This is a genomic window from Bradyrhizobium sp. 1(2017) (assembly GCF_011602485.2).
Classification (GTDB): Bacteria; Pseudomonadota; Alphaproteobacteria; order Rhizobiales; family Xanthobacteraceae; genus Bradyrhizobium.
This window is the reverse complement of sequence record NZ_CP050022.2, coordinates 7,491,622-7,505,461: the sequence shown is the minus strand read 5'-3', so window position 1 is coordinate 7,505,461 and position 13,840 is coordinate 7,491,622. Positions and strand designations below refer to the sequence as shown.

The window sequence follows — 13,840 nt, the reverse complement described above, 5'->3', positions numbered from 1 at the left end:
AACAGAAGTGGTGGGTTACGCCGAGCAGATGCGCTTCGCACATCTGCAGGGCTAACCCACCCTACGATTTCCAACCCTCACGCCTTCTCCAGCGCCGCGGTCAGATCCTCGATCAGGTCATCCGCATGCTCCAGCCCCGTGGAGAAGCGGATGAAGCCTTCGCTGATGCCGAGCGCGGCGCGGTCTTCCGGCTTGAGGCGCTGATGCGTCGTCGTGGCCGGATGCGTGACAAGGCTCTTGGCGTCGCCGAGATTGTTCGAGATCTTCGCCAGCTTCAACTCGTTGAGCACGCGAAACGCGGCCTGCTTGCCGCCCTTGACCTCGAAGCCGACCAGCGTCGAACCGCCGCGCATCTGCTTCTTCACCAGAGCTGCCTGCGGATGATCGGCGCGGCCGGGATAGACCAGCCGTGAAATCTTCGGATGGCTCGCCAGCACCTCGGCAATACGCGCTGCGGTGTCGGTCTGCGCGCGCACGCGCACGCCCAGCGTCTCCAGGCCCTTGAGCAGGACCCAGGCGTTGAACGGCGAGATCGACGGGCCGGTCTGGCGCATGAAATTATGGATGTGCTCGGCAATGAAGGCTTCCGAGGACAGGATGATGCCGCCGAGACACCGGCCCTGGCCGTCGATGTGCTTGGTCGCGGAATAGACGACGACGTCGGCGCCGAGCGCAAGCGGGCTCTGCCAGATCGGGGTCGCGAACACGTTGTCGACGACGAGCCGCGCGCCGCCCTTGTGCGCGATCTCGGCGATGCCGGGAATGTCGAGCACGTCGAGCGTCGGGTTGGTCGGGCTCTCCAGGAAGAACGTCTTGGTGTTCGGCTTCACCGCCCGCTGCCACTGGTCGAGATCGAGCCCGTCGACCAGCGTGGTCTCGATGCCGTAGCGCGGCAGCAGATCCTGAATGACGTAGAGGCACGAGCCGAACAGCGCCCGCGAAGCCACCACGTGATCGCCGGCCTTGAGCGGCGCCAGGATCGCAGTCGTCACCGCGGCCATACCGGTTGCCGCCGAGCGGGCGGCTTCAGCACCTTCGAGCTCGATCATGCGGCGCTCGAACATCGCGATGGTGGGGTTGGAATAGCGCGAATAGATGAAGCCGGGATCTTCGCCCTTGAACCGCGCCTCGCACTCCTCGGCGCTGTTGTAGACGTAGCCCTGCGTCAGGAACAGCGCCTCTGACGTCTCGCCATATTGCGAGCGCAGGGTGCCGGAATGGACCAGGCGGGTTTCGGGGCGGTAAGTGGCAGTCGGCTTCGACATAGGACCCTCCGAAATGACCGTCTCGTCGAAAACGGTCACAAAAAAACCGGCCTGGATAAAACCACGGGCCGGGATCACAGAGGTCCCCGGCCTGTTTAGCGACTTATTTAACGTGGCTGCAAGCCGGCCGGCTCAAATCACCACGGGATAAGTGATGCTCATATTCCGCATTGCCCTTTTCGTCAAGGCGTCCATCGGATAGCCGTAAAAGGCTAGTATTTCCGGCATGTCCGGATGCACTGGACCCCTGATGAGGACCCCGGGTTGACGTTCACGGTCGCTGCCGACGCCAATGGTATCCTGCCCGACCGCATGATCGCGGCGATGGCGGAGGCGGGCCTCATCCTGCCCGCTTACGATTTCGTCGAAAGCCAGATCCAGCCGGCGAGCCTCGATCTGCGCCTCGGCGACATCGCCTATCGCGTCCGTGCCAGCTTCCTGCCGGGGCCCGGCGCCACCGTCGCCGAGCGCATCGACGAGTTGAAGCTGCACGAGTTCAGCCTCGCCGACGGCGCGGTGCTCGAGACCAACTGCGTCTACATCGTGCCGCTGTTGGAAAGCCTCGCGCTGCCGCCGGAGATCGTCGCGGCCGCGAACCCCAAGAGCTCGACCGGCCGGCTCGACGTCTTCACCCGCGTGATCGCCGACGGCACCCGCCGCTTCGACATGATCGGCGCCGGCTATCACGGCCCCCTCTATGCCGAGATCAGCCCGAAGACGTTTCCGGTGCTGGTGCGCGAGGGCTCGCGCCTGTCGCAGGTGCGCTTCCGCACCGGCGATGCCATCCTCAATGCCGACGAGCTCGATGGCTTGCACGCCGCCGAGCGCCTCGTCGACATCGACGATGCCGATCTCTCGGGCGGCGTCGCTGTGTCGGTCGATCTGTCGGGCGAGAAGGTGAACGGCTTCGTCGGCTATCGCGCCAAGCGCCATACCGGCGTGGTCGACGTCGATCGCCGCTCCGGCTACGCGGTGGAGGATTTCTGGGAGCCGATCTCGGCCCGCCCCGACGGCAGCCTGATCCTCGATCCCGGCGAGTTCTACATCCTCGCCTCCAAGGAAGCTGTGCAGGTTCCGCCCGACTACGCCGCGGAGATGGTGCCGTTCGATCCCCTGGTCGGCGAATTCCGCGTGCACTATGCCGGCTTCTTCGATCCCGGCTTCGGTTATGCCGGCGCCGGCGGGCTGGGATCGCGCGCCGTGCTGGAGGTCCGCTCGCGCGAGGTGCCGTTCATCCTCGAGCACGGCCAGATCGTCGGCCGCCTGGTCTACGAGAAGATGCTGGCCCGGCCCGATGCGATGTACGGCCAGCGCATCGGCTCGAACTACCAGGCACAGGGCCTCAAGCTATCGAAGCATTTTCGGGTGTAGCCACATCCGTCACTGTCATGCCCCGGCTTGACCGGGACATCCAGTACGCCGCGGCCAATCTGCGCTATAACAATCGCCTCTGGAATACGGGATCACCCGATCAAGTCGGGTGGCGACACCGAATGTGTCGGGACGCAAAGCGCATCCAGGGTGCACGCGAGGTGACGAGATGGCCGATCAATCCGAACTCGACGCGCAGATTCTCAACGACGTCGCCGACGCTCTGATCTATTCCGATCGCTCCGGCACCATCACACGCTGGAATCGTGCCTCCACCGCGCTGTTCGGTTTCACGGCGGAGGAAGCGCTCGGCCAGAACCTCGACCTGATCATTCCCGAACATCTGCGGCCTGCGCACTGGAAGGGTTTTGAAGCCGCGCTCGCCAGTGGCGCGATGAAGCTTGCGGGGCGGCCGACGCTGACACGCGCGCTGCACAAGAGCGGGCGCAAGCTCTACATCGAGATGACCTTCGCGCTCGTGCGCGACGCCGGCGGGCTTGTGCAAGGGTCGGCGGCGATGGCGCGCGACGTGACCGAACGCGTCGAGCGCGAGCGAGCGGCCAAGGCTTCACGTAATTAAGGCTTTACATGATTAAGGCTTGGCAAAATTCGTGATGCGGAATTGACGGCGCGCCGTGCAGGGCGGCCTGCACCCGCGTCATGTTGCCTGCTACCCGACGCAGTGACACACTCGATCAAAATGACGATCGGGAGCGAACATGACGGCCGCCGCATCAGACCTCGCGCAGGAAGCTCAATGGAAGCGCTGGCGCGCGGTCGCCGATCTCTATCACGCTTACTTCACCGGCCTCATCCTCACCGTAGTCACGCGGCGCGGCACGGCGGATGCCGCTGAATTCGTCTTTCGCGTGTTCCGCCGACAGCAGCAGGAGCGCTTCCTGCCGGGGCTCGAAAAGCTCGGCCTCCGTCATCTGCCGCCGGCGGTGGCCGCTGCGCAATATCACTATCTCTCCAACTGGATCGGCGGCGTGCACGTCGAATACATGTATGAGAGCGACACCAAGGCCTGGATCCGCTATCCGCCGCCGCGCTGGATCTGGAAGGGCACCGCGATCTGCGGCGTGCCCGGCGAGGTATCGCGCGCCATGCTGCGCGGCTGGCACGCCAACAACGGCGTCGCGCTCGGCGATCTCCGCCTGGGTTTCGTCTGCACCAAGCAGAGCGTCGACGGCCAGGACGGCCTCGAAGGCTACTACCATCAATACGACCACCCGCTCGAGCTCGACCAGCGGCTTGTCTTCGCGCGTCATCTCGAGGCGCCGTTGTTCGATGCGACGAGCGCGCCGGCGCTGCCGGTCGCGAGCTGGCCGAAGCCGCGGCTCGAAAAAGCCTATCGCAACTATGCGATGGAATATGTCCGCACCGCAGCGCCCGTCATGGTGCAGCTGTTCGGCCCCGAGGATGCCGGCTATCTCCTGCACCTCACCGGCAAATTGATCGGCATGCAATATTTCGACGAGGTCGCAGCCGCGCTGTCGATGAGCCGCGGTGGTGCGGCCGATTTCGCAACGTTCCTGAACGCGCTGTTCGCCGCGCAGGATGATGCAGCCGAGATGACGCAATCAGCGGGCGCGTTCGAAACAACTCAGCAGAGCTGGAAACTGATGGACGACGTCACCGACTATCATCCCGCCTGCGCCAAGGTGCTGGAGGGGCTGTTCGAAGGCCTCGCTGCGGGATGCGGGCGGCACATCGGCGTGCATCCGCGGCCATCTGCAGGCGGCCGGCCGCCGTTGGTGTGGACGATCCGGTAGTTTCACCTGTCGAAATGCGCTGCCGCAGGGCACGCCTGCACCCTGCGCAGGAGGAATCGGCGCGCACCGTGCTAACAAGCCCCGGTCGCGCGCTCCGCGCGAATAGATTTCTTGGCACACCTGTTCATTGCCGCGCCGCAAATGGCGCTCGCGCCCCGGAGAGGACATGTCCGACATCGCCGAAATTCCGGTCGATGAACAAGAGCGTCCGCTGCCGCCGCCACCGCGGCCGATCATGAGCGCGCTGACCGACGGTCCGATCCTGCGCACGCTGCTCTCCCTCACCTGGCCGAATGTCATCGGGCTATCGGCCGGCATCTGCGTGGTGATCGCGGAGACCTCTTATGTCGGCCGGCTCGGTGTCGAGGCGCTGGCCGCGATGGCGCTGGTGTTTCCGACCGTGATCCTGACCATGACGATGTCGGGCGGCGCCATGGGCGGGGCGGTGGCCTCCGCCATCGCGCGCGCGCTCGGCGCGGGGGATCGCGAACGCGCCGGCACGCTCGCGATGCATGCGCTGCTGATCGGCATCAGCTTCGGTCTCGTCTTCATGCTGGGCATGCTGATCTTCGGGCCGCGCGTTCTGGAATTGCTCGGCGGCCGCGGCAACGTGCTGAGCCACGCCATCGCCTACACCCAGGTGTTTTTCGGCGGCGCGGTGCTGCCCTGGCTGCTCAACACCATGGCCGGCGTCCTGCGCGGCACCGGAAACATGAAGCTGCCGTCGTTCCTCATTCTCAACTCGGCGGCCTGGCAGATCGTGCTCGGCGGCACCCTGGGCCTCGGGCTCGGCCCGGTGCCGCAGTTCGGCATGCGCGGCGTCGCCGCCGGTGCGTTGATCGCCTATTGCATGAACATCTGCATCATGGGCTGGTATCTGTTCTCGGGCCGCGCCGGGATCGTGCTGAGCTTGCGGGGCTTGCGCATCCAATGGGCGATGTTCTTCGACATCCTCAAGGTCGGCGCCATCGCCTGCTTCTCGCCGCTACAATCGGTGCTGACGATCTCGATCTTCACCCACATGCTGGCGCAGTTCGGCACCGCGATCCTCGCCGGCTACGGCATAGGCGCCCGCCTGGAATTCCTGCTGACCTCGATCGCGTTCTCGTTCGGCATTGCCTGTGTGCCGATGGTCGGAATGGCAATCGGCGCGGGCCGCATCGCGCGGGCCCGGCGCATCGCCTGGATCGCCAGCGCTGCCGCCTTCGTGGCGGTCGGCGCGCCGGCATGCCTGGTTGCGATCTTCCCCGATCTGTGGGTCAACATCTTCACCGACAGCGTGGCCGTCCGCGCGGCGAGCCATCAATATCTCTCGACGGTCGGACCGTTCTACGCCTTCTTCGGCCTTGCGACGACGATGTATTTCTCCTCGCAAGGTGCGGCCAAGGTGATCGGGCCGGTGCTGGCGCAGACGGCGCGGCTGATCTACATCGCGGCCGTCGGCTGGTGGCTGTCGACCCACGACGCCACCGCGCAGAGCTTCTTCTGGCTCGCCGCAAGCTCGATGGTGGTGCTCGGCCTGTTGTCGTGCTCCAGCGTGGTGTTGACGCGCTGGGGACCGCGCGAGGGCAGGCCCGCGATCAGGCCGGCACTGTCGGGCGCTGCGGATTAGCGACGCTTGTGGCGGCGATGGCCGCCTCCGCCTCCGCCGCCGGCATTGGCGAGCCGCATCAATTGCGGGATCATCGCCATCATGTCGCTGCCTCCGGAACCGCCGAGCATGCCCATGACGTCGCCGCCGCCCATGGCGCCGAGCCCGGCCGGCATATAGCCGCCTCCGCCCATCGGCGTGTACCCGCCATAATTCGGCGCACCAAAGCCGCCGCCAAGACCGCCACCGCCCATCATGCCACCAATCCCACCGCCGCCATTCTCCATCATGCGGCTCATCATCGGACCCATGGTCTGCATCAGCATCGCGAAGCGGCGCTTGCCCATCTTCGCCTTCATCATCTCCAGCATCGGGGCCATCTGGGTCATCATGTCCTCGCCGCCGGCGCCGCCAAAGCCGGCGAACTGCGCCTTCGCCGGCGTGCTCGCGACGGAAAACAACAGCAGCACGGCGGCCGCCTGGCAGATCACCTTGTCCGCACCTCTCATGGCATGCTCCTCGTGTGCGTGGCTCCGCCGGGAGAGCGGAGCCAACCGGGCGCACGTCGCCATGGTTACGGCGGGCGAGGATGAAGCTCTGTGAGAAAACGCACAGAGGAGGATCAAGCCGCCGGCGGAAACGCGTTGTGTATCGCGGCCACGGCCTCCTTCGTCTGCCCCTGAACATAGGGCGCAAGCTCGTTCGGCAACATGTCGATGGTCCAGACCAGGCGGCACCGCGTCTCACCGTCGGCAACCACCTGCACCGAAGCGCTGTAGTGCTTCAGTCGCTCGTTGCTGATGGCATAGACGAGGCGCCGTCGCGCATCGTCGCAATCGACCAGCACCTCGCGCGCCACCGAGCCGTTGGCGAAGGTGACGATGCGCGCATCGCCGTCGAGGGTGCAGGCGGTGACGAAGCCCGGCACCAGCCGCTGATGCAGCGCGCCGAAATCGCGCACCGCCTCCCAGACGTCGTGCGCGGAGGCGGGGAGGGGGATGTCGTTGTGGATGGAGGCCATGAAAGATGTCCTTGATTGCGTTAGGTGCAGGAACTCCGTCATTGCGAGCGCCAGCGAAGCAATCCAGTGCTGTCTCTGCGGAGACAGTCTGGATTGCTTCGTCGCATCAGCGCAAAATTGCTTACGCAATTTTGTCGCGAGCTCCTCGCAATGACGGGAGCAAGCGGAAAATGCTCAGCTGCACACCGCCTCGACATTGTTGCCGTCGGGATCGATCAGGAATGCCGCATAATAGGTCGGGCTGTAATCCTTGCGCGGACCCGCGCCGCCATTGTCGCGGCCGCCGCTCTTCAGGCCCGCGCTGTGAAAGGCCTTCACCGCGTCATGGTCCTTGGCGCGGAACGCGACGTGGACGCCGTCGGCCTTCCGGCCCCTGTTGAGATGCAGCCAGAGTGCGGGCTCGCCCTTCGGGCCGAAGCCGGCATAGCCGTCGCCGCTCGAGCACAGCACATGGCCCAGCGGCGCCAGCACTGCGGTGTAGAATCGCGTCGCGGCGTCGAGGTCGGCAACGCGAAGTCCGATGTGGTCGTACATGCTCGTCTCCATTTGCAAAGCGCGCCGCAACGGGCGCGCGCCGGAGCCGAAGCTAGGCGAGGGAGGTGAGGGGCTCTTGGAGAATCTTGCGCTCGATACCCAGTTACGTCGCCGGCGTCTCCGCTTGCCACCGGATCACCCGCTTCAGGTGATGGACCTGGACCCACATGTTGGTTCCGATCACGCTGACCGTCGCGACGATCAACGCGGTGAGCTTCTGCGGTTCAAGACAGGCGAGGCCGAGCAGGAACGCGGAAAGGGCCGCGGTGACACCGAAGCTGGACCAGAGCCCGATGAGGCGCGGTGCAAACCAGGTTGGCTCTCCGTCGGGACCCCATTGCATCGGAATCCTGCGCGAGCTGATCCGGCGGCCGTAGTAGACGGCGCAGCCCGCGATGAAGGCGAGCCCCAGGGCGAGCGCGATCAGCGCGGCCGCAATCACGTCCCCTGAGGCAATGTCCATCCGCCGGCCCGCCGCCTTGGAGGGGCGCCGATTCGCCCTCCGGTTGTAGTACAGCGCGATGAGCCGCGAGCGCCAGCGCATCGCGCCTGTCTGGTCAACAGACGGTTACTGCAACGCGGCCGGCCTGTCTCAGTTGAGGACGAGGCGTTCCCCGAAGATTCCGCGCTCGCCTTTCGAGGCCTGGCGAAACTTGGTCGGCGACACGCCGGCGGCGCGATGGAAGGTGCGGACGAAGTTGGAGAGATCGCCGAAGCCGACGTCATAGGCGACGTCGGTGACTGCGATATCCTCGTCAGCGAGCAGCCGCGCGGCGCGCCGTAACCGCGAGCGCACCAGATATTGATGCGGCGTGACGCCGAGCACGCTCGAGAACAGTCGCAGGAAATGAAACGGACTGAGGCCCACCTGCCGCGCGGCCTGTTCCAGATCGACCTCGGATTGCGAATGGTCGTCGATCCACAGCGCAGCTTCCACCGCGCGCCGGCGGTCGCGCGCGGTCGGCGGCGTCTGCTTGCGTGTCTTGCCCGAGGCGACGTCGACGAAACGGCCGGCCAGGATGTGGCCGATTTCGTCGAGGCCGAGATCGCTGTTGCCATCTGCCGCCGTCTGGGCGAGTTCGCCGAGCACCATCAGCTCGGGCAGCGGCGGCGTCGCGCCGACCTGCCAGACCTCGCGACGTCCGCCGAGAGCATCGACCAGCCCGTCACTCAGGAAGAAGGACAGGCAGACGTCGCCGGACACGTGCTCATGCGTGCAGGTGTATTCCTCGCCGGGGGCGCCGACCAGCATCGAGCCCGCCACCAGCTCGAAGAAGCCGGCGCGGCAATGGCAGCCAAAGCTGCCCGAGCGGACATAGGCGATGGAATGGCCGGTGCGGCACTCCGCAAACGGCGTGTCCTCCGGTCCCGCATCGCAGCGAAACTCGGAGACGATCATCGAACGTGTCGTCAGCAGCGTGGTCGCGTCCATCCGGCCTATCTAGGCATGATCCCGACGAGTGTGTAGCGGTCGTCCGGCAAGTCATGCCCAAAAAATCAAAGCTCAGGTGCGGTCAGGACCGCGCCTTAGCTGGGCGCGCGCGGCGGAGCAACGGGCAGCAGCACCTCGAACAGCGTCTTGCTGGCGATCGGATGGGCGCCCTCGAGCGCCAGCAGCCGCCGCTTGGAGATCACCCCGCCGTAAGGCGAGAGCCGGTCGGCATAATTGCCGGCCTCCAGCACCCGGTGGCAGGGCACGATCAGCATGTAGGGATTTTTGGCGATCGCCTGCGCCACCGAATACGCTGCGCCGGAGGCGCCGAGCGCCTTGGCGATCTCGTGATAGGTGCGCGTCTCCCCGCGCGGGATCGTGCAGGTGTACTCATAGACACGCCGGCTGAAGCCGGGCACGCCGCCAGCATCCAGGCTGACCTCGGAAAAATCGGGGTCGCCGCCTTGCAGCAGGCCTGTGATGCCCTCGATGGCAAGGTCGGCACTTTCGGACGGCCGCTGCTCGCGCGCCTCGGGATGCACCGCAAAGATCCGGCGGCGGGTGTCGATCTCCCGCGCCTCCGGCAATTGCACGCAAACCACGCCAGTGCTGCTCCAGACGATGCCGCAGCGGCCGATCGCCGTGTCGAATATCGCGTAAGCACGCCCCACCATGCACACGCCCCACTCAGTGCACGTTACTCCCCAGACCTACGATCATAACACCGCCACAATCCAGCGCACCTGGAATCTTACCAGAAAGTTAAGGAGCGTCGGGCGCGCCGCCGCCAAAGCGCTTGGCGAGGCGCGCCGTCTCGGCTAATCAGGACGGGCGCGAAGCGCAATAAGCGGGCGTAGTTCAATGGTAGAACGGCAGCTTCCCAAGCTGCATACGAGGGTTCGATTCCCTTCGCCCGCTCCAGCTTCCTCGCATCGGCACGTGCCGGCTGCTCGCCGAGCTAGTTCGGCAGGCTCCGCAAGAACTCGATGATCGCGGCGTTCACCTCCTGCGGTCGTTCCTGCTGCGTCCAGTGTCCGCAGCCGGGCAGCATCTTGATCTCGCGCAGTTGCGGCACAAACTGCTTCATATTGGCGAGGTGCTCGGCGGCACCGGGGAAGGCGAGGACCATGTCGTGGTCGCCGGCGATGAACAGCGTGGGCACGTTCACCTTCACGCCCTCGAATGCGGCCATCAATTCCCAATTGCGATCGACGTTGCGGTAATAGTTCAGCGGGCCACGGAAACCGCTGCGGGCAAACTCGGCGGCGTAAACGTCGAGATCGGCGGCGCTCAGCCATGACGGCAGCGGCACCTGCATCTTCGGCAACATGCCGTCCTTGCGCGGGACCATGCCGACGCCGACGGTCCGCCCCTGACGTTCGGCATTGGCGCGGATCGCCATCACTCCGTCGCCTGAACCGCCGTAGAGCATCGCGGCCAATGTGGCTCGCGGATCCCGTTCGAACTCGGCCTCGGCAACGCCCGGCTCCTGGAAGTACAACTGGTAGAACTGCGCATCGACCGTGTGTGGCATGACGCTGGTCGGCGCCACCGGACCGCGCGGGCGATAGGGAACGCTGAGGATGGAGGCGGCGCGGAAGCGATCGGGACGCAGGCGCGCGGCGTGCCAGGCGATGGCCGCGCCCCAGTCATGGCCGACGATGACGGCCTCGCTCACCGAGAAGGCGTCGAGTGTGCCGACGAGGTCGCCGACCATGTGGAAGACCGTGTACTGGTCGACCGCCTCGGGCCGGTCGCTCTTGCCGTAGCCGCGCATGTCGGGCGCAACCGCATGGAAGCCGGCCGCCGCCAGCGCCTCGAGCTGGTGGCGCCATGAGTACCAGCCTTCCGGAAAGCCGTGGCAGAGCAGCACCATCGGCCCCTTGCCTTGCTCCGCGACGTTGAGGCTGATGCCGTTGGCCTTGATCGTCCGCTGCGTCGGCCCGCTCATGTCATCGACTCCCCGCTGCATTGTCGTTTTGGCGCATCCTAGACGTTGCCGCCTGGCACGCAAAGATTCCAATATATTAGCTCCTCGCTCCCGGCACGCATCGCTTCCCCGACCTAAGCTCCTCTCGCCCGGCGGATGCGGTCCAGGTGCCGGGCAATGTTTGGATAGAGGCAATGGACCAGCAGAAACTCGACCGTGCGATCGGTCGCCGCTTGAAGACCCTGAGGACGCAGGCCGGCATGACGTTGAACGAGCTCGCAGCGCGCTCCGGTGTCAGCCGGGCCATGATCGGGCGGGTGGAGCGGGCGCAGAGCAGCGCCACGGCGGCGCTGCTCAACAAGCTCTGCGCGGCGCTCGACGTCACCCTCAGCGACGTCGTCGCGCTCGCGGAGAAGCCGCCGGAGCGGCTGATGCGGCTTGCCGACCAGCCGCACTGGCGTGATCCCGACAGCGGCTATCGGCGGCGTCACGCCTCGCCGCCGGATGCGGCGAGCGGGATCGAGATCATCGTCGTCGATCTGCCGGCCGGTGCCCGCGTCTCCTACAGCCCCTGGGGCCGCAACGCCTTCACCCAGCAGCTCCTGATGCTGGAAGGCGCGGTCTGCGTGCATATCGACGCCAAGACGGTGCGCCTGCGTGATGGCGACTGTCTCGATTTCGACGTGATGCGGGCGGTGACCTTCGAGAACGAAACCAAGCAGGAGGCGCGCTACGTCATCATCACGCGGCGCGGATCCTCATACGGGAAAATGTGATGTCGCTGATCGTGCGGGATGCAACGCTGGAAGACGCCGAGGAAATCCTGGCCATCTATAACTACGCTGCGATCAACACCACGGCGGTATGGACCGACGGCCCGGCCGACCTCGACTCGCGGCGCGCGTGGATTCGCGCACGGCAGGAGGCCGGCTACCCCGTGCTGGTCGCAACGAAGGGCAGGGACGTCGTCGGCTTCGCATCCTTCGGCGATTTCCGTCCCTTTCCAGGCTACCGCCACACCGTGGAGAATTCGGTCTATGTCGACGAGCGGCATCATCGGCTCGGCATCGGCCGCGGCCTGCTGGCCGCACTGATCGATCGCGCCAATGCGATGAACAAGCATGCGATGATTGCGGGCATCGACGCGGCCAACGCCGGCTCGATCGGCCTTCACGGCTCGCTGGGTTTCGTCGAGGTTGCGCGCATGCCGGAGGTCGGCTGCAAGTTCGGCCGCTGGCTCGATCTCGTCTTCATGCAGAAGCGACTGGCGAGCGAGGTCCGGCCGTGACGATGCAGATCCGCACCGGCGACACCTATGATCCCCGCGTGATCGCGCTGCTCGATCATCACGTCACGGCGGCGCGGGCGCAGACCGCGCCGGGCAGCGCCCATGCGCTGGATCTCGCCGGGCTTCGCGCGCCCGATATCGCGTTCTGGACCGGCTGGGACGGCGAGACGCTGGTCGCCACCGGCGCGCTGAAAACACTCGCGGCCGGCCACGGCGAGGTGAAGTCGATGCACACGCTCCAGACCACGCGCCGGCGCGGCTTCGGCGGCCAGATGCTTCGCCATATCATCACGGAAGCGCGCGCCCGCGGCATGGGGCGCGTCAGCCTCGAGACCGGCTCGTGGGATTATTTCAAGCCGGCGCACGCGCTCTATCAGGCCCACGGCTTCGTCCCCTGCGGTCCGTTCGAGGGCTATGTCGAGGATCCCAACAGCCTGTTCCTGACGCTCGACCTGATCGGACGCTGAGGCCGGCGGGGCGCAGCGCCGGCTCGAAAACGCGGCTTCTTTCCTCAAAATGAGTTGCGTACCTCAAAATACCTCTGCTAGCCTTCAGACATGGCCGAGACGTTCACTCCGACTGCGCTGACATTGAAGGACATCGCCCGCGAGGCCGGCGTCAGTCTCGCGACGGTCGACCGTGTCCTGCACAATCGCCCGGGTGTCCGGCCGGACACGGTGCGGCGCGTCAAGGACGCGATTGAGCGCAATGCGTTCCAGCCGCATGTGGCCGCCGCCGAGCTCGCGCGCAGCCGCGCCCGCCGCTTCGCCTTCGTGATGCCGTCGGGGCCGAACCCGTTCATGCAGCAGATCGAAGCCTATCTCGGCGAAATGGCGTCCTGGCTGTCGGCCCGCCGCCTCGGGGTCGAGACGGTCGCAACCGACGTGTTCGATCCCTCCGCGCTCGCATCGTCGCTGGAGGCGCTGTCGGGCGATTACGACGGCGTTGCCGTGGTGGCGCTGGACCATCCGAGTGTCCGCGCCGCCATCAACGATCTCGTCGATGCCGGAAGCAAGGTGGTGACGCTGGTCTCGGACGTGCCGTCCTCGCGCCGCCACCATTACGTCGGCATCGACAACATCGCTGCGGGCCGCACCGCCGGCGCGCTGGTGGGACGGCTGGTCGGCCAGCGGTTGGGCAAGGTAGCGATCGTTGCGGGTTCGCAGGGCCTGCGCGACCATGCCGAGCGCATCTTCGGCTTCAACCAGGTGATGGCCGCGGAATTCCCCGGTCTCAGCGTGCTGCCGGTGCTGGAAGGGCGCGACGAGGACGGCCGTTCGGAGCAGCTGCTGACGCGGCTGTTCGGCAGGCATGCTGACATTGTCGGCCTTTATAACGTCGGCGCCGGCACGCAGGGCGTGGCCAAGGCGTTGGGCGACAGGGCATCGAGCGCTGCGGGCCGCGACAGGCAGGTGGTGTTCGTTGGACACGACGTCACCGCGCTGACACGGCGGCTGCTGTTGCAGGGCGTGATGGATGCGGCGATCTCGCAAAATCCGGGACATGAGGCGCGTGCCGCCGTGCGCGTGCTGCTCGCGCTCGCCCGTGGCGAGCCGATCTTGCGCGAACAGGAGAAGATCAGGATCGATATAGTGATGCGGGACAATCTGCCCTAGCGCAGGTGGATTTCGAA

At 66.0% G+C, this 13,840-nt stretch carries 16 protein-coding genes, 1 tRNA gene and 1 riboswitch; of the genes, 9 read left to right on the top strand and 8 right to left on the bottom strand.

Annotated features, from left to right (window positions below):
* Positions 1-77: 77 nt before the first annotated feature.
* Positions 78-1,265, bottom strand: coding sequence for an O-succinylhomoserine sulfhydrylase (locus tag HAP40_RS35585; protein ID WP_166812500.1), 1,188 nt, complete (start codon positions 1,263-1,265; stop codon positions 78-80).
* Positions 1,266-1,339: 74 nt separating this feature from the next.
* Positions 1,340-1,419, bottom strand: a riboswitch (SAM riboswitch).
* A gap of 80 nt (positions 1,420-1,499) precedes the next feature.
* On the opposite strand from HAP40_RS35585, the gene HAP40_RS35580 reads away from it, so the two are divergent.
* The 4 genes from HAP40_RS35580 (at position 1,500) to HAP40_RS35565 (ending at position 6,023) form a co-directional block, all read left to right on the top strand.
* Positions 1,500-2,636, top strand: coding sequence for a 2'-deoxycytidine 5'-triphosphate deaminase (locus HAP40_RS35580; RefSeq protein ID WP_414645359.1), 1,137 nt, complete (start codon positions 1,500-1,502; stop codon positions 2,634-2,636).
* A gap of 169 nt (positions 2,637-2,805) precedes the next feature.
* Positions 2,806-3,216, top strand: coding sequence for a PAS domain S-box protein (locus HAP40_RS35575; protein ID WP_166812504.1), 411 nt, complete (start codon positions 2,806-2,808; stop codon positions 3,214-3,216).
* A 139-nt stretch (positions 3,217-3,355) separates the two neighbouring features.
* Positions 3,356-4,411: a hypothetical protein gene (locus HAP40_RS35570; protein ID WP_166812506.1), complete on the top strand. Its 1,056-nt coding sequence runs from the start codon at positions 3,356-3,358 to the stop codon at positions 4,409-4,411.
* Between the two features lie 166 nt (positions 4,412-4,577).
* Positions 4,578-6,023 (top strand): MATE family efflux transporter, encoded by a 1,446-nt coding sequence (locus tag HAP40_RS35565; RefSeq protein WP_166812508.1) that lies wholly within the window; start codon positions 4,578-4,580, stop codon positions 6,021-6,023.
* Here the strand turns inward: HAP40_RS35565 and HAP40_RS35560 are convergent.
* The 6 genes from HAP40_RS35560 to HAP40_RS35535 all read right to left on the bottom strand — a co-directional run bounded on the left by HAP40_RS35560 (position 6,020) and on the right by HAP40_RS35535 (position 9,663).
* Positions 6,020-6,511 carry a hypothetical protein gene (locus HAP40_RS35560; RefSeq protein ID WP_166812509.1) on the bottom strand — a complete coding sequence of 164 codons (492 nt, stop codon included), beginning with the start codon at positions 6,509-6,511 and terminating at the stop codon, positions 6,020-6,022. The genes HAP40_RS35565 and HAP40_RS35560 overlap by 4 nt on opposite strands.
* A 113-nt stretch (positions 6,512-6,624) precedes the next feature.
* Complete coding sequence (locus HAP40_RS35555) at positions 6,625-7,023, bottom strand: SRPBCC family protein (RefSeq protein WP_166812511.1); 399 nt, start codon at positions 7,021-7,023, stop codon at positions 6,625-6,627.
* A gap of 174 nt (positions 7,024-7,197) precedes the next feature.
* A complete protein-coding gene (locus HAP40_RS35550) occupies positions 7,198-7,557 on the bottom strand; it encodes a VOC family protein (RefSeq protein WP_166812513.1) in 360 nt (119 codons plus the stop codon).
* A 103-nt stretch (positions 7,558-7,660) separates the two neighbouring features.
* Complete coding sequence (locus tag HAP40_RS35545; RefSeq protein WP_166812515.1) at positions 7,661-8,101, bottom strand: hypothetical protein; 441 nt, start codon at positions 8,099-8,101, stop codon at positions 7,661-7,663.
* A 48-nt stretch (positions 8,102-8,149) separates the two neighbouring features.
* Positions 8,150-8,989, bottom strand: coding sequence for a helix-turn-helix domain-containing protein (locus HAP40_RS35540; protein ID WP_166812516.1), 840 nt, complete (start codon positions 8,987-8,989; stop codon positions 8,150-8,152).
* A 95-nt stretch (positions 8,990-9,084) separates the two neighbouring features.
* Entirely contained in the window at positions 9,085-9,663 is a 579-nt protein-coding gene (locus HAP40_RS35535; RefSeq protein WP_166812518.1) for a methylated-DNA--[protein]-cysteine S-methyltransferase, read from the bottom strand.
* Positions 9,664-9,836: 173 nt separating this feature from the next.
* Here HAP40_RS35535 and HAP40_RS35530 point away from each other — a divergent pair.
* Positions 9,837-9,910: transfer RNA gene (locus tag HAP40_RS35530), tRNA-Gly, on the top strand.
* Between the two features lie 37 nt (positions 9,911-9,947).
* Here the strand turns inward: HAP40_RS35530 and HAP40_RS35525 are convergent.
* Entirely contained in the window at positions 9,948-10,940 is a 993-nt protein-coding gene (locus HAP40_RS35525) for an alpha/beta fold hydrolase (protein WP_166812520.1), read from the bottom strand.
* A gap of 173 nt (positions 10,941-11,113) precedes the next feature.
* On the opposite strand from HAP40_RS35525, the gene HAP40_RS35520 reads away from it, so the two are divergent.
* The 4 genes from HAP40_RS35520 (at position 11,114) to HAP40_RS35505 (ending at position 13,823) form a co-directional block, all read left to right on the top strand.
* Positions 11,114-11,695 (top strand): helix-turn-helix domain-containing protein, encoded by a 582-nt coding sequence (locus tag HAP40_RS35520; RefSeq protein WP_166812522.1) that lies wholly within the window; start codon positions 11,114-11,116, stop codon positions 11,693-11,695.
* Positions 11,695-12,207, top strand: a complete 513-nt coding sequence (locus tag HAP40_RS35515) for a GNAT family N-acetyltransferase (RefSeq protein ID WP_166812524.1) — start codon at positions 11,695-11,697, stop codon at positions 12,205-12,207. The genes HAP40_RS35520 and HAP40_RS35515 overlap by 1 nt, the downstream gene beginning before the upstream one ends.
* 2 nt (positions 12,208-12,209) lie before the next feature.
* The gene (locus HAP40_RS35510) at positions 12,210-12,674 is read left to right on the top strand and encodes a GNAT family N-acetyltransferase (RefSeq protein ID WP_166819227.1); all 465 of its coding nucleotides are present in this window, start codon (positions 12,210-12,212) and stop codon (positions 12,672-12,674) included.
* Positions 12,675-12,764: 90 nt separating this feature from the next.
* Entirely contained in the window at positions 12,765-13,823 is a 1,059-nt protein-coding gene (locus tag HAP40_RS35505) for a LacI family DNA-binding transcriptional regulator (RefSeq protein WP_166812526.1), read from the top strand.
* Positions 13,824-13,840 lie beyond the last annotated feature (17 nt).